General features: G+C 72.6%; 18 protein-coding genes and 1 pseudogene. 5 read left to right on the top strand and 14 right to left on the bottom strand.

The annotated features are described in order from the left end of the window. Positions 1–23 precede the first annotated feature (23 nt). Genes mptB through ADK66_RS07805 form a run of 4 tightly spaced genes read right to left on the bottom strand, consistent with a single transcriptional unit; the run spans position 24 to position 6,890 of the window. The gene (gene mptB, locus ADK66_RS07820) at positions 24–1,424 is read right to left on the bottom strand and encodes a polyprenol phosphomannose-dependent alpha 1,6 mannosyltransferase MptB (protein WP_197281449.1); all 1,401 of its coding nucleotides are present in this window, start codon (positions 1,422–1,424) and stop codon (positions 24–26) included. Positions 1,425–1,472: 48 nt separating this feature from the next. Continuing rightward, positions 1,473–3,113, bottom strand: coding sequence for a hypothetical protein (locus tag ADK66_RS07815; protein ID WP_231639958.1), 1,641 nt, complete (start codon positions 3,111–3,113; stop codon positions 1,473–1,475). Continuing rightward, positions 3,106–6,123: a bifunctional [glutamine synthetase] adenylyltransferase/[glutamine synthetase]-adenylyl-L-tyrosine phosphorylase gene (locus tag ADK66_RS07810; RefSeq protein ID WP_053653230.1), complete on the bottom strand. Its 3,018-nt coding sequence runs from the start codon at positions 6,121–6,123 to the stop codon at positions 3,106–3,108. The genes ADK66_RS07815 and ADK66_RS07810 overlap by 8 nt, the downstream gene beginning before the upstream one ends. Beyond that, positions 6,123–6,890, bottom strand: coding sequence for a type 1 glutamine amidotransferase (locus ADK66_RS07805; RefSeq protein ID WP_053653229.1), 768 nt, complete (start codon positions 6,888–6,890; stop codon positions 6,123–6,125). Before ADK66_RS07805 ends, ADK66_RS07810 begins: the two co-directional genes overlap by 1 nt. Positions 6,891–6,975: 85 nt before the next feature. Here ADK66_RS07805 and ADK66_RS07800 point away from each other — a divergent pair, with 85 nt between their 5' ends. Beyond that, a complete protein-coding gene (locus tag ADK66_RS07800) occupies positions 6,976–7,911 on the top strand; it encodes an LD-carboxypeptidase (RefSeq protein ID WP_053653228.1) in 936 nt (311 codons plus the stop codon). Between the two features lie 6 nt (positions 7,912–7,917). Here ADK66_RS07800 and ADK66_RS07795 read toward each other — a convergent pair whose 3' ends face one another. Beyond that, entirely contained in the window at positions 7,918–8,808 is an 891-nt protein-coding gene (locus ADK66_RS07795; protein ID WP_053653227.1) for a virginiamycin B lyase, read from the bottom strand. A gap of 179 nt (positions 8,809–8,987) precedes the next feature. Between ADK66_RS07795 and ADK66_RS07790 the strand changes: the two are divergent. Further along, positions 8,988–9,434: pseudogene (locus ADK66_RS07790) on the top strand (hypothetical protein); the annotation flags it as partial. A gap of 490 nt (positions 9,435–9,924) precedes the next feature. Here the strand turns inward: ADK66_RS07790 and ADK66_RS07785 are convergent. The 5 genes from ADK66_RS07785 to glnA all read right to left on the bottom strand — a co-directional run bounded on the left by ADK66_RS07785 (position 9,925) and on the right by glnA (position 14,798). After that, the gene (locus tag ADK66_RS07785; protein WP_053653226.1) at positions 9,925–11,286 is read right to left on the bottom strand and encodes a M28 family peptidase; all 1,362 of its coding nucleotides are present in this window, start codon (positions 11,284–11,286) and stop codon (positions 9,925–9,927) included. A 461-nt stretch (positions 11,287–11,747) separates the two neighbouring features. Beyond that, on the bottom strand, positions 11,748–12,119 hold the full coding sequence (locus ADK66_RS07780; protein ID WP_053653225.1) for a VOC family protein: 372 nt from the start codon (positions 12,117–12,119) through the stop codon (positions 11,748–11,750). Positions 12,120–12,211: 92 nt separating this feature from the next. Beyond that, positions 12,212–12,904, bottom strand: coding sequence for a YafY family protein (locus ADK66_RS07775; RefSeq protein WP_053653224.1), 693 nt, complete (start codon positions 12,902–12,904; stop codon positions 12,212–12,214). A gap of 31 nt (positions 12,905–12,935) precedes the next feature. Next, positions 12,936–13,361 carry a DUF350 domain-containing protein gene (locus ADK66_RS07770; protein WP_053653223.1) on the bottom strand — a complete coding sequence of 142 codons (426 nt, stop codon included), beginning with the start codon at positions 13,359–13,361 and terminating at the stop codon, positions 12,936–12,938. An 87-nt stretch (positions 13,362–13,448) separates the two neighbouring features. Beyond that, a complete protein-coding gene (gene glnA, locus ADK66_RS07765; protein ID WP_053653222.1) occupies positions 13,449–14,798 on the bottom strand; it encodes a type I glutamate--ammonia ligase in 1,350 nt (449 codons plus the stop codon). Positions 14,799–15,060: 262 nt separating this feature from the next. Here glnA and ADK66_RS07760 point away from each other — a divergent pair, with 262 nt between their 5' ends. From ADK66_RS07760 to ADK66_RS07750, 3 genes are all read left to right on the top strand, one after another. Next, positions 15,061–16,818 carry an NAD+ synthase gene (locus ADK66_RS07760; protein ID WP_053653221.1) on the top strand — a complete coding sequence of 586 codons (1,758 nt, stop codon included), beginning with the start codon at positions 15,061–15,063 and terminating at the stop codon, positions 16,816–16,818. A gap of 203 nt (positions 16,819–17,021) precedes the next feature. Further along, a complete protein-coding gene (gene panB / locus ADK66_RS07755; protein ID WP_053653220.1) occupies positions 17,022–17,867 on the top strand; it encodes a 3-methyl-2-oxobutanoate hydroxymethyltransferase in 846 nt (281 codons plus the stop codon). 182 nt (positions 17,868–18,049) lie between these two features. Beyond that, on the top strand, positions 18,050–19,300 hold the full coding sequence (locus ADK66_RS07750; protein ID WP_082377300.1) for an HNH endonuclease signature motif containing protein: 1,251 nt from the start codon (positions 18,050–18,052) through the stop codon (positions 19,298–19,300). Positions 19,301–19,740: 440 nt separating this feature from the next. Here the strand turns inward: ADK66_RS07750 and npdG are convergent, their stop codons facing one another. The 4 genes from npdG to ADK66_RS30635 all read right to left on the bottom strand — a co-directional run bounded on the left by npdG (position 19,741) and on the right by ADK66_RS30635 (position 23,201). Continuing rightward, entirely contained in the window at positions 19,741–20,439 is a 699-nt protein-coding gene (gene npdG / locus ADK66_RS07740; protein WP_053653217.1) for an NADPH-dependent F420 reductase, read from the bottom strand. Positions 20,440–20,555: 116 nt separating this feature from the next. Beyond that, positions 20,556–21,986, bottom strand: coding sequence for an RNB domain-containing ribonuclease (locus tag ADK66_RS07735; protein ID WP_053653216.1), 1,431 nt, complete (start codon positions 21,984–21,986; stop codon positions 20,556–20,558). A gap of 93 nt (positions 21,987–22,079) precedes the next feature. Then, positions 22,080–22,916 carry a histone gene (locus tag ADK66_RS30640; protein WP_231639956.1) on the bottom strand — a complete coding sequence of 279 codons (837 nt, stop codon included), beginning with the start codon at positions 22,914–22,916 and terminating at the stop codon, positions 22,080–22,082. An 81-nt stretch (positions 22,917–22,997) separates the two neighbouring features. Then, positions 22,998–23,201 carry a hypothetical protein gene (locus ADK66_RS30635; RefSeq protein WP_082377299.1) on the bottom strand — a complete coding sequence of 68 codons (204 nt, stop codon included), beginning with the start codon at positions 23,199–23,201 and terminating at the stop codon, positions 22,998–23,000. Positions 23,202–23,247 lie beyond the last annotated feature (46 nt).

The following is a 23,247-nucleotide window of genomic DNA, read 5'->3' as shown; positions in this document are numbered from 1 at the left end:
AGCGGTCACCGGCGCACCTTCCCTCAGTCGGTGGCGACCGGCTGCCGGGCCGCCCGAGCCGACCGTACCAACCAGATGACCACCACGATCACCAACAGCGTCATCAGCGGCGCACCGACCGTCTTGGTGAACCGGGGCAGCCCGATGCCGTTGGGCAGCACCAGGAACGACGCGACGAGCGCGACCACGACGAACCAGCCGGTACGCCGGGCGGTGGCAGCCAGTACGAAGAGCGGCCACGTCCAGTACCAGGGATGCACCACGGGTGAGAGTGCGACAGTGACGGCGAGCGCGAGGCCGGCGTAGTACAGCGGGTCGCGGGTTCGTGCCCGCCACCAGAGCCAGACGAGGAGGACGGCCAGCAGCACGACGGCGATCCCGCGGGTCACCGGCAGCGCGTCGACGTGGCCGCCGAACAGTGCCGCGATGTAGCCGATGGTCTGCCCGACGGCAGTCGGCGGGGACGTCCAGGCGACGGCGGCACCGCCCTGGGACAGCCCGCCGACCCAGCCGAAGTCCAGCCCGCCCGCGACTGTCACTCCCACGACGGCAGCGACCGCCCCGCCGACCACCCAGCCGCCGTCGCGGATCAGCGTGCGGATCCGGTACGGTCCGGCGGTGGCCGCCAGCGCGGCGAACGGCACCACCACCACGGCGGTGCTCTTGATCGCCACGGCGACGCCGAGCAGTAGGCCGCCGACCAGCAGCATGCCGGGCCGACCCGGGTGGGACGCCACCACTGCGAGCCCACCGACAAGCGCGGCGAGCATCAGCACGTCGTTGTGTGGACCACCGATCAGGTGCGCGGCGATCAGCGGGGAGCCCAGCGCCAGCCACACGGCCCGCTTGGCCGGCACGCCGGCCCGACGCGCCAGCACCGGCAGCGCCCACGCGCTCAGCACCACGCCGACAAGCGACAACGCCCGGAACAGCACGATGCTGGCGGTAAGCGAACCGGTCGCCTTGACGACGGCGCCGGCGATGAGCACGAACAGCGGTCCGTACGGCGCCGGGGTGTCCCGCCAGATGGGGGAAACCGTCTCCAGCCAGGGGCAGGGCAGGGCGGAGACACCCTGCTCGTACGGGCTGATGCCGCCGGCGAAGCTGGCGCCCTGGCAGGTGTACGCGTACACGTCCCGGCTGCCGAAGGGCGGTGCGATCAGCAGCGGCAGCATCCACAGCCCCACCGTGATCAGAGCCCAGCGGGTCGACGGCCCCCCGTCACGCAGAGCCCACCAGGCGTACGCCATGAGGCCGGTGCCGACCAGCCAGGCGGCCAGGATCAGCGGGCCGTTGGTGCCCTGCCAGATGCTGACCGGGGTGCTGCGCAGGGGGCCGCCGGGGAACGCGCCGCCGAGGAAGGCGGACAGCGCGAGCAGCGTCGCGCCGGCCAGGCCGGTCCAGCGCGCGAGGTGGGAAGGCACGTCCGACATGCTGCCAGCACCCGGGTAGGTGCCCGACGGCAGGCACCGTCAGCAGTGGCCCGTTGGCGTGAGGCTGCTGGAGATCGTGTAGTCACCGGGGGTGCGGACGCGCACCTCGGTCCACCCGTCCGCACTGGGCCGTACGCACCCGTCCGGGCCGGTCAGCGACAGCCAGCGGGACCACCGCACCCGTACCTCCACGTCACCGGGCGTGGCGGTGAGCCGGACCGCGCCCCGGTCGGCGGTGACGAGTTGGCCCGGCGCTCCGACCAGCGGCGTCGGATCGACAACGGCGTACATGCGCCAGGTCGAATCGCTCCAGACCTCCCGCAGGTACGGCAGACCGCCGCGGATCAGCGTTGCCTCGTCGCGCCCCCACCGGTCGGCGGGGGCGTCCGGGGCGATCGCCACGTAGGTCACCGCCTCGTCGCGCAGCCACTGCTCGTAGGTGGCCTCGTTCAGGGTGCCGTCGTAGAACAGCGCGTTGCGATCGCTGTCCACCTGGCGTTCCCAGCCCCGGGCCAGCGGCACTGTCGGTGGCACGTACGCGGATTCCCAGTGATCACGCAGCGGCACGACCTCGACCCGCCCGATGGGCTGCCGCCGTTCCAGTTCGGCGACGAGCGGCCGGTAGAACGCCAGGGCGCTCTCCGGGGAGCCGGCACGGGTGACGTCGCTGGTCATCACCGGCGACTGCCACCAGACTGTCGCGGCGAGCAGCCCGGCCAGCCAGGGCCCCGGCAGCGCGGCGTAGCCGGCAAGCACGGGCAGCGCGAAGAGCATCGGCAGTCGCAGCGCGTTGGAGCCGATAGGGCTCGGCACGTAGTAGGCCCCGACCAGAAGCAGCACGGTGAGCAACGCGCCGACGCGCAACACCCGGCGCCGCCGTGGCAGCACCACGGCCACCAGCACGGCGAGCGCGACGTTTATCCGCATCGATTCGGCCGAGTACGGCTGGGTGCCTCCGTTGCCGAAGAGGACAGCGATCGGCGCCAGAGTGACAGCGGGCGCGACAGCCAGGACGAGCCCTTCGGCGAGGGGTCGCTCTACCCGCCAACCACCCGGCAGTGGGCGCCCCGGCCCGTCTCCGCGACGCAGGGCGACAAGCAGCAACGCCGCGCCCGCCAGCCCGGTGAACAGGCCGGCGACCGGGCTCGCCGCCGTGGCGAGGGCAGCGCAGGCAGCCGCGAGCGCCAGCCGAACCGGACGTGGTGGACGGTCCGCGCTTACCGCGCACAGCGCCAGCAGCCCGAACGCCAACCCGACGGCGAAGGTGATCCGGCCGCTCGCCAGGTTGCCGACAAGCACCACGGCACCGAGGAGGCCGGCCAGCAGCGGCCGCCGCGCCCGGTTCCGGATGAACAGCCAGCCCAGCGCCGCCGCACCGACCACAGCGGCGATCGCCCCCAGCGGACGCATCCCGACCAGTGCGCCCAACCTGGCCGTGAACAGGCTGTACCCGTACTGGTTGACGCCGCCGTACCAACCGAGGTCCAGCGGCGCGCCACCGTAGCTGTCGGCGAACTCGGCACGCGCCACCTGGGCGGCGAGGTCGGTGCCCATCCGTGGCGCGACGAGGAACGCGGCGGCGAGTGCCACCGCTGCCCCGGTGACAAGCGCCCAGACCGCGTGCGGTGAGCGGTCGTTTCCGGTGCGCTGCCCGGCGGGGCGGGTCACCGCATCAGGCATTGAGGACCCGTTCGGTGGCGGCGCGGGAGCGGCGGCCGACCCGCAGGTACTCGTCGAGGAACTCCCCCGGGTCGTCGCGGCCGAGCAGCCGCACCACCCCGGCCAGCTCCACCCCGTGCCGGGGCAGTTGGTCGCCGGCCCGGCCGCGTACCAGCATCAGCGCGTTGCGGACCTGCGCGGCCAGGGACCACCCGGCGGCCATCTCCGCTGCGTCCGCCGGGTCGATAAGGCCGGCCCGCTCGGCCGCCGCGAGGGCATCGAGGGTACGCGTGCCGCGCAGCTCCGGTACGTCGCCGGCGTGCCTGAGCTGGACGAGCTGCACCGCCCACTCCACGTCGGCGAGCGCACCGCGTCCCAGCTTCGTGTGGGTGGCCGGGTCGGCGCCCCGGGGCAGTCGCTCGTTCTCCACGCGGGCCTTGATCCGGCGGATCTCGACGATCTGTTCGCGGGTGAGCCCACCGGCCGGGTACCGCACCGGGTCGATCATCGCCTCGAACTCGGCGCCCAGGTCGGCGTCGCCGCACACGAACCGGGCGCGCAGCAGTGCCTGCGCCTCCCACACGCGCGACCAGCGGGCGTAGTACTGGGCGTACGCGGCGAGGCTGCGGACCAGCGGACCCTGCCGGCCCTCCGGGCGCAGGTCGGCGTCGACGCCGAGCGGCGGGTCGGGTGCGGGTACGCCGAGCAGCCGGCGCAGTTCCTCGGCGATCGTCTGTGCGGCGGTTCTGGCGGCTGCCTCGCCGGTGCCGGCGGGTTGGTCGTAGACGAAGAGCACGTCGGCGTCGGAGAGGTAGTTCGACTCGCACCCGCCGAGCCGTCCCATGCCGATCACGGCGAACCGCAGCCCTTCCGGCGTCGGCTGGCTGGCCCGGGCGGCGCGCAGCGCGGCGGCGAGGGTGGCGTCGGTGACGTCGGAAAGCGCCGTGCCGACCTCGGTGATGTCGGCGAGCCCGGCTGGTGGGCGTTTCGCGCCGTCCGGACGGGTGGGGCTGGGTGCGAGCGCGCCGGCCCGGCTGAGCACGTCGGCGCAGGCCACCCGGACCAGTTCCCGCCGTCGCAGCGCCCGTACCGCTCGGGTCGCCTCGACGGGGTCGTTGTGCCGGGCCGCCGCCGCGACGAACCCCTCCCGGAGCACCTCGCGGGAGCGCGGCGCCAGCTCGTTCTCCTCGGCCAGCAGCCGCAGTGCCTCCGGGTCGCGGGCGAGCAGGTCGGCGGCGTACCGGGACAGGGCCAGGACCCGGGCGAGCCGCCGGGCGACCGGGCCGCCGTCGCGCAGCAGCCGCAGATACCAGGGGGTGCTGCCCAGCTTGTCGGAGACCTGGCGGTAGTTGAGCAGCCCCCGGTCCGGTTCCGGCGCGTCGGCGAACTCGCTGAGCAGCACCGGCAGCAGGGTCCGCTGGATGGCTGCCGTACGGCTCACCCCGCCGGTGAGCGCCTGGAGGTGACGCAGCGCCCCGGCCGGGTCGGCGAAGCCGAGGATCTCCAGCCGGTTCCTGGCCGCCTCCGGGGTCAGCCGCAGCCCGTCGGCCGGCACCCGGGCCACCGACTCCAGCAGCGGCCGGTAGAGCAGTTTGGCGTGCAGCCTGCGTACCTCGGCGGCGTGGGTGACCCACTCGGCCCGGAAGCTCTCCACGGCGCTGCGCCCCGGCGTGGCCGTGAAGCCCAGCGCGGCGGCGAGCCAGCGCAGCGCGCCCGGTTCGGTGGGCACTGTGTGCGTACGCCGCAGGGCCTGCAGTTGGAGGCGGTGCTCGACGCTGCGCAGGAAGCGGTAGCCGCGCAGCAGCGCCTCGCCGTCGGCCCGACCGACGTAGCCACCGGCGACGAGCGCGCGCAGCGCCGGGATCGTGCCGGGCGCCCGCAGCGTCTCGTCGCCGCGACCGTGTACGAGTTGCAGCAACTGGACGGCGAACTCGATGTCACGCAGCCCACCCGGGCCACGCTTGATCTCGCGTTCCAGCTCCTTCGGCGGGATGTGGTCGATGATCCGGCGGCGCATCGCGCGGACGTCCTCGACCGCCTCGGGGCGTTCGGCAGCCCGCCAGACCAGCGGCGCGAGCTGGTCGATCCACTCCTGGGCCAGCGGCAGGTCACCGGCGGCCGGACGGGCCTTGAGCAGCGCCTGGAACTCCCAGGTGCGCGCCCACCGCCGGTAGTAGGCAAGGTGGCTCGCGAGGGTACGCACCAGGGGGCCACGGTTGCCCTCGGGGCGCAGCGCGGCGTCCACAGGCCAGGCGACAAGCCCACAGATGTTGATCAGCCGGGTCGCCACAAGTGTCGCGGCGGGCAGGTCGGCGTCCTCGGCGGCCACGAAGATGACGTCCACGTCGGAGACGTAGTTCAGCTCGCCGCCACCGCACTTGCCCATCGCCACCACCGCGAGGCGGGGCCGTTCGGTGCCGTCGGCCAGCTCCGTGACGGCGATCTCGTACGCCGCGGCGAGCGTCGCGTCGGCAAGCGCGGACAGCGCCGCCATCGTCTGTTCCAGGGCGCGCCCGCCGGTCAGGTCGGCCGCCGCGATCCGCAGCAGAGCCAGCCGGTACGCGGTCCGCAGCGCCGCAACGGGGTTGCCACCGTCGGTAGGCTCCAGCCGGCCCTCGGCCAGCGGTGCGAGCCCGTCCGGTGCGGTCCGCAGCGCCGCGGAGTGTTCGGGATGGGCCACCAGGTGGTCGCCGAGCGCCGACGAGGCGCCGAGCACCGCGATCAGCCGTCGCCGCAGCCCGGGGTCGGTGTGCAGCTCGGCGAGGAGTGGCGACTCGGTGCCGTCGGTGGTGCGGCCTTCGGCCTCCACGATGCGGTGCAGTTGGCGCAGCGCCAGATCCGGGTCGGCGGCCCGGGACAGCGCGGCGAGCAGTTCACCGGCCCGCTCGTCGACAGGCTCCTGTTCGACCGGCAGCCACAGGCGCAGCCCGTCCGGGCCGAGCAGGTCGGCGGCGCGTGCCCCGCCGTCGCCCTCGGCGGCGCCGAAGCCGTAGCGCGCGAGCCGGCCCGGCGTCCTGGTCGGCCGGCTCATCAGTGCCCGAGCAGCGGCAGGCCGCGCCGCGTCGTGCTGTCGTCCAGCTCGCCGAGGGCCAGCGCGGCGAACCGGGCGGCGAACGGCTGCCAGACCTCCTCGACGTCGACCATCACCGCGTCGCAGGCCGCCACCACAAGCTCCGGGTCGTAGCCCAGCTCGGCGAGAAGGGCCGAGTCGGCCGCCCAGTCGGCGATCATCGCGGTGTCGCATTCGATGTGGAACTGGAGGCCCCAGGCCCGGTCACCGAGCCGGAACGCCTGATGCGGGTAGCGGGTCGACGCGGCCAGCAGGGTGGCGCCCCGGGGCAGCTCGGTGATCTCGTCGGAGTGCCACTGGAGGACGTCCGGGATCAGCGGGACGTACCGGAACAGCGGGTCACCCTCGGCGGCGTCGCGCCGGCCGACCACGCCGGGGCCGATCTCCGGCCCGGACGGACTCCGTTCGACGAGGCCTGCGTGCGCGGTGGCGAGCAGTTGCGCGCCCAGGCAGACGGCCAGGGTGGGCACCCGGTAGCGGACCGCCTTGCGCAGCAGGCCCTCCACCGCGGGAAACCAGGGTGCGCCGGGCGAGCCGTCCGCAAGCGGGTACGCCTGCTGGTCGCCGCCGAGCACCACGAGCGCCGCGTACCCCTCCAGGTCGGCGGGGAGCGCGTCACCGGCGTGCGGGCGGACCACCTCCAGTTCCAGCCCTGCCTCGGTCAGCCACTCACCCAGCCGGCGCGCGTCGTCCGTCGGGTCGTTCTCGATAACCAGCGCGGTTGCCACCCGTCGAGGCTAGCCGGTGCGCCCAGTGGTGCCACTCCCCGGCACGGGCACGCGCCGTCGTCGCGGCTCGTTAGGCTCTGCGGTTGTGATCAGCGAGGACACCGCTGCCGTACGCCCGCCCGTGCTGCGCCCCGGCGACACTGTGGCGCTGGTGTCGCCGTCCGGGCCGACCTCGCCAGAGCGGGTGGCGCGTGGTGTGGAGCTGCTCACCGGTTGGGGGTTGCGGCCGGTGCTGGCGGCGAACGCGTACGCCCGGCACGGTTACCTGGCCGGCACCGACGAGCTGCGCGCGGCCGACCTGAACGCCGCGTTCACCGACCCGCAGGTACGCGGGGTCATCTGCACCCGTGGCGGGTACGGCGCGCAGCGGATCGTGGACGCGATCGACATGGCCGCCGTCCGCCGCGACCCGAAGGTGGTGGCCGGCTTCTCCGACATCACCGCGTTGCAGCTCGCGCTGTGGCGGGGTGCGCGGCTGGCCGGCGTACACGGCCCGGGCGCCGCCTGGCGGGACGAACGCACCCCGCTGCGGTCGGCCGAGTCGCTGCACGCCGCGCTGATGACCACCGAACCGGTGACGGTCACGGCGGCGCCGGAAGAGGACACCTTCGGCGTACGCGTCGCGGGCCGGGCCACCGGCACCCTGCTCGGCGGCAACCTGTGCATGATCGTCGCGTCGGTGGGCACCCCGGACCTGCCCGACCTGACCGGGGCGGTGCTGCTCATCGAGGACGTCCAGGAACCCCCGTACAAGGTCGACCGGATGCTCACCCAACTACGCCGGGCCGGCGTGCTCGACGGGCTGGCCGGGGTGGCGGTGGGACAGTTCACCGGCTGCGCCGACGGCTGGGACACCACTGTCGCCGACGTGCTCGGCGAACGGCTCGGCGACCTCGGCGTACCGGTGCTCGGCGGCCTGCCGATCGGCCACGGCCCCGGGCAGCTCACAGTGCCGGTCGGCACCGAAGCGCACCTGGACGCCGACGAGGGCACCCTGACTGTCACCTCGGCGGTGCGCTGATCCTGCTCACCTGGTCACCCCGAGGTGGGCTACGGCTCCGATCTCCAGGGCGGCCCAGACCGCGCCGTCGGAGGTGACAGTGAGGCCATGCGGTTCCGAGGCGGGCGTCGGCAGGTCGTGGCCGGTGATCCGGCCCTGCGCGTCGATGTGGCCGATCCGGTTGGCGCCCCACTCGGTGAACCAGCAACCGCCTCCCGGGTCGGCGACGATCGCGTGCGGGCGGGCCGCACGGTCCGGCAGCGGGAACTCGTCGATCCGACCGTCGGGCGTGATCCGGCCGAGTTGCCCGGCGACGATCTCGACGAACCAGAGCGCGCCGTCGCCGCCGGCAGTGATGCCGACCGGCCCGGCGGCCTCGGTGGGCAGCGGGTGCACAGTCACCGCACCGTCGAGATCAACCCGGGCGATGGCGTTGCCCTGGTTGAGCGTGAGCCACAGCGCGTCGTCCGAGCCGGCGGCAAGCATCGACGGGAAGCCCTTGGCGACCGGCAGCGGATACGTGGTGACCACCCCGTCGACGGTCACCCGACCGACGGTGTCGTCGCCCATGCCGGCGTACCAGAGTGCTCCGTCCGCACCGGCGGCCAGGCCGCAGGGAGCGCTGCCCGGCGGCAGCGCCACCGAGTCGACATTGCCGTCGACGGTGATCCGGCCGAGCCGGTCGTCTCCCGAGCGGGTGTACCAGAGCGCGTCGTCCGGGCCGGCGACGATGATCAGAGGACGGCTGTCCGGCGGGTCGTCCCGGTAGGTCCGTACCTCGCCGTCGAGGCCGAGCCGGGCAACGCCGCCGGAGCCGGCGAGCGTCAGCCAGAGCGCGCCGTCGGGACCAACAGTGATCGAGTACGGGCCGGAGCCCGGCCCGGTGAGCGCGACCTCGCGGATGACTGCCTGTGTCATGCGATGCCCTTTCGTCGGGTTTCGCCCAGCCTTCCGGCCGCCCCGGTGTGACGCAACCCGAATAGAACCGGCCCTTTCCCCCGGATTGCCAGCCCGCTGACAGGTTCGTCATGGGTTGCGCCCAGCTCCGGCGGTCACTGTCGGTGACGTCATCGCATCACCACCGACAGGAGATTCGCATGATCCGCAAGATGTCGAAGAAGCACCTGCTGGCCGGCGTCGCCGCCGCTGGAGTGCTCGGCGTCGGGATCGCCGCCCCGACGGTGGCTCTCGCCGACGACAAGACCCCGTCCCCGAGCGCCAGCACCACCGACCAGGGCGGCGACCGCCAGCAGCGGCACGCCGACCGGCAGGCCGAGTTCGCCGAGGCGCTCGCCAAGGAGCTGGGCGTGTCGACCGACAAGGTCACCGCCGCGCTGGAGAAGCTGCACGAGCAGCGGCAGGGCGACCGGCCGGAGCGGCCGTCGGCGCAGGACCGGCAGGACGCCTTGAAGGAGCGGCTGGACCAGGCCGTCAAGGACGGCAAGCTGACCCAGGAGCAGGCCGACGCGGTGCTCAAGGCAGCCGAAGCAGGCGTGTTCCCGGGCAAGGGTGGTCCAGACGGCAAGGGTGGTCCGGACGGCAAGGGTGGTCCGCACGGCAAGGGCGGCCCGCACGGCAAGCCTGGCCAGGACGGTCCGCACGGCAAGCCCGGCCAGGACGGTTCGCACGGCAAGCCCGGCCAGGACGGCCCGAAGGGCGAGCCCACTCAGGACGACGAGTCCGGCCAGACCGGCAAGTGACCGGTGGCCCCGCCGGTGCTGGCCGCACCTCCTCCTGGCTGGCACCGGCGGGGCCACCACTCCCCGCCCACCGCACCCTGCGGGTTCGCGGCTGTCGTGACGGCAACGAACACTCGGCTTCCTGGAAACCGGGGCATCAACCAGGCCCGGACACCGCGATTTCCAAGAAACCGAGTCGATCAAGACGCTGTGCTCGCCCCCCGCTCGCTGCCCGAACGCGCCGCATAACCGCACACAGGAACGGGCGCCGCACCCGGGTGGTACCCGGATGCGGCGCCCGTCGTTCTGTCCCGACCCCGTGGCACCAACGCTGTCACCAGGGGCGGAACAGTCCTCAGCGAGCGGTCGCGTACGCGGCGCAGCCGATCAGCTCGAGCGAGACCTGAAGCCGCTCAAGGCTGATGTTCTTGGCGATGGTGTCCTCGGGGGTGTGGTACGGAGGCTCCAGCAGTGCCGGGCTCTCCTCGCCCCGCCAGGAGAAGTTGGCGCTGGCGATGCCGACCTCCTGGAAGGACTGGTGGTCGCTGGAGCCGCGCTGCGTCACCGGCGACATGCGCGGGTCGTAGCCGAGGCGCAGGCCAGCGGCCGTCACCTCGTCGGTGGCCCGGTTGGCCTGCCCGTCGAAGGACAGCTGCCAGTACCGGGTCGCCGGGTCCCAGCTGGTGGCGACCATGTCGTTCTGGTACACGGCGAGGAACCGGTCCCGCTCCGCCTGCGGCAGCTGCCGGACGTGGTAGCGCGAGCCGAGCAGCCCCTGCTCCTCCGAGCCCCACAGGGCGAAGCGGAGAGTGGCGTTGACCGGGATGGCCTTCATGACGCGGGCCAGCTCGAGGCAGAGCACCGTGCCGGAGCCGTCGTCGTTGGCGCCGGGAGCGCCGATGACCGTGTCGTAGTGGGCGCTGACCATCACGACCGGCCCGTTGGCGCCGGCGCGTCCGACCCGCTCGGCGATGACGTTGTGGGACGTCAGGTTGCGGTGCGCGGCGGTGGAGATGACGAGCGTGAGCCGCCGCCCGGAGGCGACGAGGGCACGCAGCCGCTCCTTCTGCGCCTGCGCGACACCGACCACCGGGATCGGCACCGGCGAGTTGGCCGAGCCCGGCAGGGTCGGCGTGAACGTCCCACTGCGCCGCGGCGGCACGCCGTCGGCGGCCAGGAACACCACGGCGGCCGCCCCACGGGCCAGCGCGGTGGCGACCAGCTGCTCACGCCGGGCCGCCACGTAGTCGATCAGCACGATCTGGCCGGCAACGGTCGCGGGGTAGTTCTCGGGTGCGCCCGCGCCCACGTCGACCACGTCGCCGCTGACCGTGGTGTCCAGCGCGGCGTGCGCCGAGGCGCCGGCCTGCCAGTTCAGGTCGGTGGGCAGTCCGGCCGGCGAGGAGAGCTGGGCGAGGAACTTGTCCGCCACCGCGAACGGCTCCAGCTCGACGCGGTAGCCGTGGTGGGCCAGTTCCTTGGCGATGTAGTCGGCGGCGCGGCGCTCGGAAGAGGTGCCGCCGATGCGCGGACCGATGTCCTCACTGAGGTAACGCAGGTGCTTCACGGCCCGCTCGGCCGAGACCTGAGCGATGATCTTGCGATCGTCCGACGTGAGGGCCGGCTTCCGGCTGGCACCGGGGCGCTTGTCGTTTGCCGCCCAGGCCGGGGCCGGAAGAGCCACGGTGGCGGCGCCACCGAGAGCAATGGTCAGCATGCGGCGCCGGTTCACATTGGAGGACGACGCTGAATCAGTAACCGGGGTAATGGGGTGACCGCCGTTGGTCAAGTGCTTCTCCTTACTTTGCCGAGCCTGCTCGATGATTGACTGAGCAGGCTCGAGGAAAGTCGAACCTATCCACCTCCGGGCCGGCCTCCAAGATCTGTTCGGACGGTCGTCGGAGAGCAGGCAGCCACCTCGTTCCACCAGGCGGACCAGCGCATACTCCCTGGTAGGGGCAGTCCCCGACGATTTGCCCGCCTTGATCACCTCTGCCGGGCCGTTTACGCCCGACACGCCGAAAAGCACTCGTGACATATTCCACTGATGTCCGGCGACCCGATATCCGCGCCATCCCACAACGCGGGCGTCGACTCTCAGAAACGCCGCGACGCGGCAGCCCGATTCGGGTGCGTTCGTCGCCGTCCGAGCCGACGACGAACGCACCTCCGTCGAGGTCAGCCGCCGGCCGGTGGCGTGAAGACGCCGAACCTGTTGCCGGACGGGTCACGCAGCCAGGCGCGCACCAGACCGGCCGGCGTTGTCACCGGCGCCACGAGCACCGTGCCGCCGGCCGACTCGGCCCGCCGGCAGGTCTCCGCCACGTCCGCCACCTCGGCGTAGAAGATCGCGTAGTTCGCCTCGTCCCCACCGAGGCCCCGGATCGCGCCGCCGATCCCCCGCTCACCGCCGGCCGTCGTCTGCCGGTACGACCCACCCGGGCCGCCCTGCTCCTCGAAACTCCAACCGAACAGGTCGGTGTAGAAGCGTTGCGCCTCGTCCGGCCGGTCGGAGCCGATCTCGAACCAGGTCACGGGCGTGCTGGACATGCTGCCTCCTCGCTGCGCCGGCCGGACGGCCGGCGTCGGAAAACAGCATCGTCGCGGCCCGCGACAGCGTCCTGTCGGTGTTTCGCAGACAATCAGACCAGGCTCAGCGGGCGTACCCGGTCGGCCGGAACGTCGAGGTCACCGGGACGCAACTCCCGGGTCACCGGCTCGGCCAGCGGGTGCACCGACCTGATCCGGTCGGTGCGGAAGCAGCGGACAGCGTCGCGCAACCGGCACCAGGCCACCAGGTACCAGTGCGTCTCGTTGCCCAGATAGCCGAGCGGTTCCACGTCGCGTGCCGAGTCGGCGCCGTCGCGGTCGGCGTACCGCAGCCGAAGCACCCGCCCGGCGGCGACCGCGTCGGCCACGGCGGCCGGGACGGCAGTGCCCGGCCCGCCACCGACCAGGTGCACCCGCCCGGCGAGCCGGTGCGCCTCGGCCACCGCGGCGGGTGGCATCACGGCGACCAGTTTGCGCAGCGCGACGCCGGCGGCCGGGGCGAACGGCGAGCCGCCCAGCCGGTGCAGCGCGACGGCCATTGCCACCGCCTCGCCCGGCGTCAGGTTGACCGGGGGCAGGGTGCGCGCCCGGTCGACCACGTAGCCGCCAGCCCGGCCCGGCTCGGCCCAGATGGGCACCCCGGCGCCCTGCAACGCGGTGATGTCCCGCTCCACGGTGCGGGTGCTGACCTCGAAGTGGTGGGCCAGCCAGCGCGCGCTGCGCGGACGCGGCGATATTGCGCGCAGCTCTTCGACAAGGGCGTAGAGGCGGTCGGTACGGTTCACCCCCGGAACCTAGATCCGAGGTACGACAGCCTCAGGCGATGCAGGCGCAGACGATCAGAGCCGCGCCGAAGTGCGTGGCGGCGCTGATCCGGGCAGCCGGGTGCGGCTCGGGCGAGCAGATGACCTCACCGAGCTTGCCCGGGGTGAGCAGGTCGAGCACCACGAATGCCAACGCCATGATGGCGAGCCCGACCAGCCCGAAGACCACTGTGGAGGCGAGCCCCTTACCGAAGTCGCTGTAGCTGGTCAGGATCGCCGTGAAGACGATCCCGGCGATGCCGAGCTGGTTGGCGGCGAGCAGCAGCCCCGCGTTGGCGTTGCGGTCGACCCAGATCAGGTCCCGCAGTCGCCCGGGGGTCAGCAGGTCGACCAGGCCGAATCCGGCCGCCATGAGCCCGACACCCACGACACCGAACACGATGCTCTGCCAGGCACCGCTGAACAGATCCTCCAGCACGGACTGCCTCCCGAATCTCCGCCCGGAGGGGTACCGGCGCGGTGATCGAGACGATAGCGGCAGTGCGCCAACGCGTCATCCCCGGCTCTACAGCGCCAGGTAACGCTGCCGCTCGTACGGGGTGACCTCGCGGCGGTACTGCTCCCACTCGGCCCGCTTGTTGCGCAGGAAGAAGTCGAAGACGTGCTCCCCGAGCACCTCGGCGACCAGTTCGGACTCGGCCATCACGTCGATCGCCTCGGAGAGGTTCTCCGGCAGCGCCTCGTAGCCCATGGCACGCCGTTCGGCGCTGCTCAGCGACCAGACGTCGTCCTCGGCGCCCGGCGGCAGTTCGTAGCCCTCCTCGATGCCCTTGAGACCGGCGCCGAGCAGCACCGCGAAGGCGAGGTACGGGTTGGCCGCCGAGTCCGGTGAACGGACCTCGACACGAGCCGAGTTGGGCTTGCCGTACGCGGGCACCCGGACCAGCGCGGACCGGTTCAGGTGACCCCAGCAGACGTACGCCGGGCTCTCGGTGATGCGGTCCGGCAGTGCCTGCGGGAACAGCCGCTTGTAGGAGTTGACCCACTGGTTGGTGACGGCCGTGTACTCCCGGGCGTGCACCAGCAGGCCGGCGATGAACGACTTCGCCACCTTGGAAAGCTTCATCGGGTCGCCGCTGTCGTGGAAGGCGTTGCGTTCGCCCTCGAACAGCGACAGGTGGGTGTGCATGCCGCTGCCCGGCTGGTCGGTGAACGGCTTCGGCATGAAGCTTGCCTGCACGCCGGTGGAGAGCGCCACCTCCTTGACCACGTGCCGGAAGGTCATGATGTTGTCGGCGGTGGTGAGCGCGTCGGCGTAGCGCAGGTCGATCTCCTGCTGGCCGGGGGCGACCTCGTGGTGGCTGAACTCCACCGAGATGCCGATCCGCTCCAGCGCCAGTACGCCCTGACGGCGGAAGTCGCGGGCCACCGCGTGGGTGGTGTGCTCGAAGTAGCCGCCGGTGTCGACCGGGGTGGGCACCGAGCCGTCCTGCGGACCGTTCTCCAGCAGGAAGAACTCGATCTCGGGGTGGGTGTAGAAGGTAAAGCCCTTCTCGGCCGCCTTGGACAGCGCGCGGCGCAGCACGTGCCGCGGGTCGGCCCAGGACGGGCCGCCGTCGGGCAGCAGGATGTCGCAGAACATCCGCGCGCTCTCGCCGCTGACCCCGCCCTCGAACGGGAAGACCTGGAAGGTGGTCGGGTCGGGCATGGCCACCATGTCCGACTCGAAGACCCGGGCGAAGCCCTCGATCGCCGAGCCGTCGAAGCCGATGCCCTCCTCGAAGGCAGACTCCAGCTCCGCGGGTGCCACCGAGACGCTCTTGAGCGTGCCCAACACGTCCGTGAACCACAGCCGGACGAACCGGATGTCCCGCTCTTCCAGCGTGCGGAGGACGAACTCCTGCTGACGGTCCACTTCCCCAACCCCTCGCGACACTCTTTTTGTCCGCCTTGGTCGGGCTGTACCCGACCTGCCCGCCCAGTGTTCCCGGGCCTGGTTACGCAGACGTTACGCGAACCACAGCCGCCCGTCCCCTCGTGTCCCGTCCGCCGGGCCGTACCGTGCCGCACGCTGGCCCGGCCGCCGCCGAGGGCCGCCCGCCGGGCGCGCCGTGGCGTGGCCGCCATCTCGTCCGAGGGTACGGATTGGCCGGGCGGAGCTGGGGCAAGATGAACACATGCCCACCCTGCGTCTCGCCCTGTCCCAGGTCAACCCGAGAGTCGGCGACCTCTCCGGCAACGCCGGCCAGGTCCGCAGCTGGACCCGCCGGGCCGCCGACGCTGGCGCCCAACTGGTCCTCTTTCCCGAGATGATGCTTACCGGATATCCGGTCGAGGACCTCGTCTTCCGGCGCTCCTTCATCGCCGCGTCCCGCGCCGCCCTGGAGCGGCTCGCCGCGGACCTCGCCGCCGACGGCCTCGGTGACCTGCCGGTCGTGGTCGGCTACCTCGACGCCGACGGCCCACCACAGGTCAGCGGGGACGCCGAGCCGGGCCGGGGTGCCCGCAACGCCGCCGCGCTGCTGCACCAGGGCACTGTTGTCGCCCGCTACTTCAAGCACCACCTGCCCAACTACGGCGTCTTCGACGAGGACCGCTACTTCATCCCCGGCGACGAGCTGACAGTGGTCCGCATCGGCGGCGTCGACACCGCGCTGACCATCTGCGAGGACCTGTGGCAGGCCGGCGGTCCGTTCGCCGCCGCCCGGCAGGCCGGCGTCGGCCTCGTGGTCAACATCAACGGCTCGCCGTACGAGCTGAACAAGGACGACGTCCGGCTGCCGCTGGTCCGGCGCCGGGCCGCCGAGGCGGGCGCCACCGTCGCGTACGTCAACATGATCGGCGGCCAGGACGAGCTGGTCTTCGAGGGCGACTCGATGATCGTCACGGCCGACGGCGAACTGCTCACCCGTGCCCCGCAGTTCGTCGAGCACCTGCTCGTACACGACGTCGAACTGCCGGCCGCCACCACGGCGCCGGGCAGCCAGAGCGTCGCGGACGACATGCGGGTCGTACACAGCATCGTGGAGACGATCCCGCCCGCACCGACCGGCCCGGCCGCCTCCGGCGGGCTGATCGAGCCGGTGGCCGACGAGGCCGAGGTGTGGCAGGCGCTGGTGCTGGGCCTGCGCGACTACGTCAACAAGAACGGTTTCCCGTCCGTGGTGCTCGGCCTCTCCGGCGGCATCGACTCGGCGGTGGTGGCCGCCCTGTCCGTCGACGCGCTCGGCCCCGACCGTGTGGTGGGGGTGTCGCTGCCCAGCCAGCACTCCTCCGAGCACTCCCGCGAGGACGCCGCCGACCTGGCCAAGCGCACCGGCCTGGACTACCGCGTCGAGCCGATCCAGCCGATGGTGGACAGCTTCCTGGCCAACCTGTCGCTGTCCGGTATCGCTGTGGAGAACCTCCAGGCCCGGGTGCGCGGCGTCATCCTGATGGCGCTGTCGAACCAGGAGGGCCACCTGGTGCTGACCACCGGCAACAAGAGCGAGCTGGCCGTCGGTTACTCCACCCTGTACGGCGACTCGGTCGGTGGCTTCAACCCGATCAAGGACGTCTGGAAGACGCTGGTCTGGCGGCTGGCGAAGTGGCGCAACGCCGACGCGGCCCGCCGAGGCGAGACCGCCCCGATCCCGGAGAACTCGATCGGCAAGCCGCCGAGCGCCGAGCTGAGCCCAGGTCAGCTGGACAGCGACAGCCTGCCCGACTACGACGTACTGGACCCGATCCTCATCGGCTACGTCGACGGCGACCTCGGCCGGGACGGGCTGGTCGAGTCCGGCCACGACCCGGCGGTGGTGGACCGGGTGCTCCGGCTGGTGGATACCGCCGAGTACAAGCGACGGCAGTCCGCCCCCGGCGCGAAGATCTCGATGAAGGCGTTCGGCCGGGACCGTCGACTCCCCATCACCAACCGGTGGCGCGAGGACGGCTGAGTCGTCCAGGTGGGCGCCGGGTCACCAGCCCGGCGCCCCGTGGCTCGGTGGCCCTCGTTGGCTCGGTGGCCCTCCTGGCTCGGTGGCCTCGTGGCTCCGTGAGTGACATCTTCCACTGCGCACTGCCGTCACCCCGTCCGCCGGTGCGACGATCGCGACGGAACCCGGGGACCGCGCAGGCGGCCTCGAGGAAGGAGACAACGATGGTGGAGTCCACTCCCAACGAGGTGACCGCGCTGTACGGCGGCCCGGCCACCCGTAGGGTCCGCACCCGCGACCTGATCGCCGCCAAGGAACGCGGCGAACGGTGGCCGATGCTCACGTCGTACGACCAGTACACCGCGGGGATCTTCGACCAGGCCGGCGTACCGGTGCTGCTTGTCGGCGACTCGGCGGCGAACAACGTGTTCGGCTACGAGACCACCCTGCCGGTCACCACCGACGACCTGCTCCCCCTGGTACGGGCCGTGGTGCGCTCGACCCGGCAGGCCCTGATCGTCGGTGACCTGCCCTTCGGCTCGTACGAGGAAGGCCCGACCCAGGCGCTGCGCACCGCCGTACGGTTCATGAAAGAGGGCGGCTGCCACGCGGTGAAGCTGGAGGGTGGCCGCCGCTGCGCCGCGCAGATCGCCGCGATCGTCGGTGCCGGCATTCCGGTGATGGCGCACATCGGCTTCACCCCGCAGAGTGAGCACACGCTGGGCGGCTACCGGGTGCAGGGGCGAGGCGACACAGCCGACGAGGTGCTCGCCGACGCGCGGGCGGTGGCCGATGCCGGCGCCTTCGCTGTGGTCCTGGAGATGGTGCCCGGCGAGGTGGCCAAGCAGATCACCCACGAACTGCCCATCCCCACAGTCGGCATCGGCGCCGGCCCGGACACCGACGCCCAGGTGTTGGTCTGGCAGGACATGGCCGGCCTGCGTACCGGCAAGGCCCCACGCTTCGTGAAGCGGTACGCCGACCTGGCCGGCACCCTGACCGAAGCCACCCGCCGCTTCGCCGACGAGGTCCGCGGCGGCGAGTTCCCGGCAGCGGAACACACCTTCTAGCTCCGCCAGGTGCTCCGGCGCGGTGTTCCAGCGCTGGCGCGGCACTCACAGTGGCGGCGGGACCGCCGGCTCAGGTCCTCGGGCACCTGCCGGTCCCGCCGTCGCCAGCGCGCCCATCTGGCGGCTGGAGCGGATCGATCATGGCGACCGAGAACGTCGTACACCTGTTCTAATATTTGGTTGTGATTGATGCGTTGGAGCAGGCCGAGGCCGCAGTGGCGGCCTGCTCTGACGCGGCAACCTGGGCAGCTTCCGAGCACGATCTCGTCGCCGCGTTGGATGCGGCGCACCGCCTCGAACAACGTGTGGTGGCGGTCAAGTTGGCGCTGGTGCGGGAGGTGGACGGTCGCGGCACGGCCCGCCGCCAGGGCGCGTCCTGCACGCCGGTGTGGTTGCGCGAGCGGCTTCGACTCACCATCCCCGCCGCCCGCCGACTGGTCGAGCTCGCCGCCACCCTCGACAACGGCCCTGCGGAGATCCGCCAAGCCCTCGCCGACGGCGCCATCAGCGTGGAGCAAGCCCGCATCATCGGCGACACCGTCGCCACGGTCCACGCCGCCGCCGACACCTCGGCAGCCGACAAGGCGGTTGACGTGCTCCTCGGATGGGCTGGCCAGTTCGAGGCCACGTTGTTGCGCAGGATGGGTGCCCGGATCCTTGACCATGTGGCGCCGGAGGTGGCTGACGCTGCCGCCGAGGCGGCGGTGAGAGCGCAGGAGGCACGGGCTGCGCGGGATCGGCAGGTGACCGTCAGCGAGCAGTCCGATGGGCGGCTGCGGTTGTCGGGCATCCTCGACGCCGAGGCGGCTGCCGTGTTGCGGGCGGCGATCGACCCCCTCACCGCGCCCGCCGGCCCCGACGACACCCGCACTCCCGGGCAGCGTCGACACGACGCGCTCGCCGAGGTGTGCCGCCTCGCGTTGCGTACCGGCGAGCTGCCCGACAACGGCGGCGACCCGGCTCAGATCGTCGTCACCACCAGCTATGACGGGCTGACCCGGCAGTTGGGTGTCGGCGCCCTCGATACCGGCCTGCACCTCACCCCCGACACCGTACGGCGCCTCGCCTGCGACGCCGCAGTCCTACCCGCCGTACTCGGCAGCACCGGCCAACCACTGGACGTCGGCCGGCAACGTCGCCTCATCACCGGCCCGCTACGCCGCGCGCTGGTCCTCCGCGACCGGGGTTGTGCTTTCCCCGGATGCGACCGGCCACCACGCTGGTGCGACGGCCACCACATCCACCACTGGGCCGACGGCGGGCACACCACCCTGACCAACGCCGTCCTGCTCTGCGGCCACCACCACCGACACCTGCACCACAGCGACTGGACCGTGCGACTCGCCGCCGACGGCCACCCCGAATTCATCCCACCCGCCTGGCTCGACCCCGCCCAGGTCCCCCGCCGCAACCACTACCACCGCCGAACGTGAGCACGACCAGCAACGACCACCACCCCGTCAGGCCGCCGCCGCACCAGCCAGTGGGTGACCGTTTGCCAAGGCCGCGTACCCGCGACGAGCATGTCCAGCCGTACGGCGAGCACGGCCGCGCCGCCGTCTACCAGGGGTACGACCGCAACCGGATCGCCACCCACGAGCTGGGCGGCCCGCAAGGCGTCCTCCGGAAGCAGCCAGCGGCGGCAGACAACGGCGGCAGACAACGGCGGCGGGCCAGCGGGCAGCGGGCAACACCCAGCGAACAGGCAACCGGCAACGGACCGCAGCCAGCGGACAGCGGGACAGCGACGCAGCCGGCCAGCGACGCAGCGCCAGCCGCCCAACAGCCAGCCGCCTCGCGCTCGTTCAGTCGGCGCGATTGAGGCAGACCGGAGAACTACGGCGAGTCCACGCGGACCGCCGCCGCAGGCCGTCTACAGGTCGGTGACGCGGATGCCGGCGTGCGCCTTGTAGCGCTTGTTGATGGCGATCAGGTTGGCGGTGAACGCCTCGATCTGGTGGGCGTTCCGCAGGCGGCCGGCGTAGATGCCGCGCATGCCGGGAATCCGGGCGGCGAGCGCGCCGACAACGCCGACCAGTTCGCGGTCTTCGGTGCAGATCAGCACGTCCAGGTCGATCCGGTCGACCTCGGGGTCGGCCAGCAGCGGGGCGCTGACGTGGTTGAACGCGGCACAGACGCGGGAGTTGGGCAGCAGCGCTGCGGCCTGCTGGACGGCGCTGCCCTCGGGAACGGTGAGCGCGTACGGGCCCTGCTTGTCGAAGCCGAGCGGGTTGACGCAGTCGACGACGATCGTGCCGGCGAGCGGCTCGGCGAGGGCGGCGATGGTCGCGGCGTGTCCGTCCCACGGCACCGCGATGATCACCACGTCGCTGCGGCGGGCCACCTCGTCGTTTGCCGCGCCGGTGATGGTGGCGTCGGCGGGCATGCCTGGCAGTGCGGCGATCTCGGCGGCGGACTCGGAGGCCCGCTCCGCTGACCGGGAGCCGATCAACACCGTCTGCCCCGCCCGCGCGAACCGGTAGGCGAGACCCCGCCCCTGATCGCCGGTGCCACCGATGATGCCGACCGTCAGCCCGGACACGTCGGGCAGCGTGCTCGCGTCATATGCCATGGGTTCATCCTCGCAAACCGCCTGGTCCGGCAGCAGCGGCGGGCACTGTGACAATCCCCGCTACGCACGCGCCGAACGCCCCGCCAAAGGCACGCCGGACGCCCGAGCCAGAAGGCTCAGGCCAGCTCGAACAGGACGGTACGGGTCGTCGGGTCGGCCGTGACGAGGCGGACCCGGACCCGTTCGCCGAGCGGCAGTTCGCCGAGGCAGCGGGCGCGGACCGGCGGTGCGTCCAGGGCCACCGTCCCGCCGGGTGGGCGGGGGCGAGACTTGCCGTTGGGAGGGGAGTCGACGTCGAGGACCGCCGCGTCGAAGGTCTCCCCCACACGGTCCGCGAGCAGCACTGCTTCGGCAAGTTCCACGGCGCCGCGGCTGGCCGCCGAGGCGGTCCGGTCGGTGCTGGCCATCACCTCGGGCAGCCGGGGCAGCGCGGCGCGCGCCCAGTCGGGCACCGCCCGGCCCTCGTGCAGGGCCAGGCAGACCTCTGTGGCGTACCTGTCGGCCAGGCGCCGCAGCGGCGCCGTGACGTGGGCGTACGCGGCGGCGACGCCCCCGTGTTCGGGTTGTTCGGGCGTTGCCCCGTCGAATGCGGTGTACGCCGCGCCGCGCATCAACTCGGCTGCCTGGTCGATGAAGGCGGCACAGCGCGGTTCGGCCGGGTCCAGCCGCGCGATCACCTCGCCCGGGGCAGCGCCGTCGGGCCAGTGCACGCCCAGCGGCGCGGCGGCGGCCCGCAGCCGCTGCACCGCCTCCGGCTTGGGTCCGGGCATGGTGCGCAGCAGGCCGATGCCGCCGGCCAGCATGATGTCGGCAGCGGTCATCCCGGTCAGCAGGGAGATCTGCGCGTTGTGTTCCTCCATGGGCGCCGGCCCACGCAGCACCAGCCGCCAGCCGTCGCCGTCGGGCTCCACGTCCTGTTCTGGCAGCGGCAGGTTGATGGCGCCCCGACGCAGGCCTCGGGCGGTCAGCCGGTCGCCGATCTCGGGCAGCAGCGCGATCGGGTCGGGCAGCGTGCCGGCGTCGGCTGCCGCCTGCACCCCTGTGTAGTCGAGCTTGGCGCGGCTGCGGACCATGGCGCGTTCCAGCTCGACGGCCACGGTGCCGCCGTCGGCGTCCAGGTCGATGGTCCAGACCACTGCGGCCCGGTCGTCGTCGGGCAGCAGGCTCGCCGCGCCCTCGCTGAGGGTCAGCGGGTGCAGCGGTACGTGCCCGTCGGGCAGGTAGACGGTCTGCCCCCGCCGCCAGGTCTCCTCCTCCAGCGCGCCGCCGGGACGGACGTGGGCGGCGACGTCCGCTATCGCGTACCGCACGCGGTAGCCGCCGCCTGGACGGCGGGCGAGGTGCATCGCCTGGTCCAGGTCGCGGGAGGTGGCAGGGTCGACAGTGACGAACGGTACGTCGGTGCGGTCGACGGCCGGCCGGGGCGGCGCGGAGGCAGCCGCGTCGGCCTCCCGCTGGGCGTCTGCCGGAAACTCCTCGGGCAGGCCGAGCTCGCGGCGCAGCGCGCCGAAGTCGATGCGGGGGGCGAGTACGCGTCGGATCACCACGGGGTCAATCCTGACAGCGCCGCCGGTGATCCGCTTCCGGTGACCGGCCGAGATCTCCCGGCCGGTTCACTCCTCGGATCCGGCGGCGTGCGCTCAGCCGGTCGCCTTCCGGGCGGTGCTGCGCGTACTCCGGGGGGCTGTGGCTCGTGCGGCGACCGGGCGGGCCGGTGACTTACGGGCGGTCACCTTGCGGGCGGGCGCCTTGGCCGCTGTGGTCTTCTTGGCGGGTGCCTTCTTGGCTGCCGCCTTGCGGGTGGTGGCCGACGAGGTGCTTGTCGACTTCGCGGCGGGGGCCTTCTTCGCCGCGGCCTTGCGGGCGCCGCCGCTCGGGCGGGTGGACGCGGTCTTCTTCGCCGCCGTCGTCTTCTTCGCCGGGGCCTTCTTGGCGGCCGTCTTCGTGGCCGGCGCCTTCTTGGCCGCGGTCTTCACCGCCGACGAGGTGGTCTTGCGCGCGGCGGCGGTGGTCTTCTTCGCCGCCGACGACGTGGTCTTGCTCGCGGCGGCGGTGGTCTTGCGCGCCGCGGAGGCCGGGGTCCGCTTGGCCGCGGTGGTCGTCTTGCGGGTGGTGGTCTTCTTCGCCGGGGCCTTCGCGGCCGCCGTCGTGGTCTTCTTGGCCGGCGCCTTCTTGGCCGCCGCGGTGGTCTTCCGCGCCGCTGAGGTCTTCTTCGCCGTCGCGGTCTTCTTCGCCGCTGCGGTGGTCTTCGCCGTCGTGGTCTTCTTCGCCGGCGCCTTCTTGGCGGCCGTGGTGGTCTTCGTGGCCGGGGCGCGGCCCGCGCCGCCGGCTGCCTTGCGGGCTGGCGCCTTCGCCGTGGTGGACTTGCGCACGGGCGTGGTCCGGCTCGCTCCCGTGTTCCGCTCCGCCGCTGCGGTCTTCTTCGCGGTGGTGCGCCGGGCAGCCGGGCGGGTGGTGGCCTGCTGTGCTTCGGCCATCGTGGTTCCTCCTTGGGGACGTGCTCTCGCGTGCGTCCTCGCGGAGCACGAATCACCGCGACGCGGGCCGTCCCGCGCCGTCTACTTGTCCTCCCCGGCCCAACGGGCGTCCTCGGCATCCCACGCCTCGTTGCGCTCCTGCACCCGTTGCAGTGCGTTCTCCGCATCGGCCGCCGAGTTGTACGGGCCGAGAACGTGCTTCGCCGGGCACACGTCGGCGTCCGTCTCGACCCGGTGATGCCGGGTGCACCAGTAGAACTGCCCACCACGTCCGCTGTCGCTCATGGGAATCACTGTGCACCGGGAACCAACCGGCCGCCACCGGATCGCG

Source organism: Micromonospora sp. NRRL B-16802 (assembly GCF_001279555.1).
GTDB lineage: Bacteria > Actinomycetota > Actinomycetes > Mycobacteriales > Micromonosporaceae > Micromonospora > Micromonospora profundi.
Note: the sequence above shows the minus strand (reverse complement) of the source record. Positions and strands in the feature narration are given on the sequence as shown.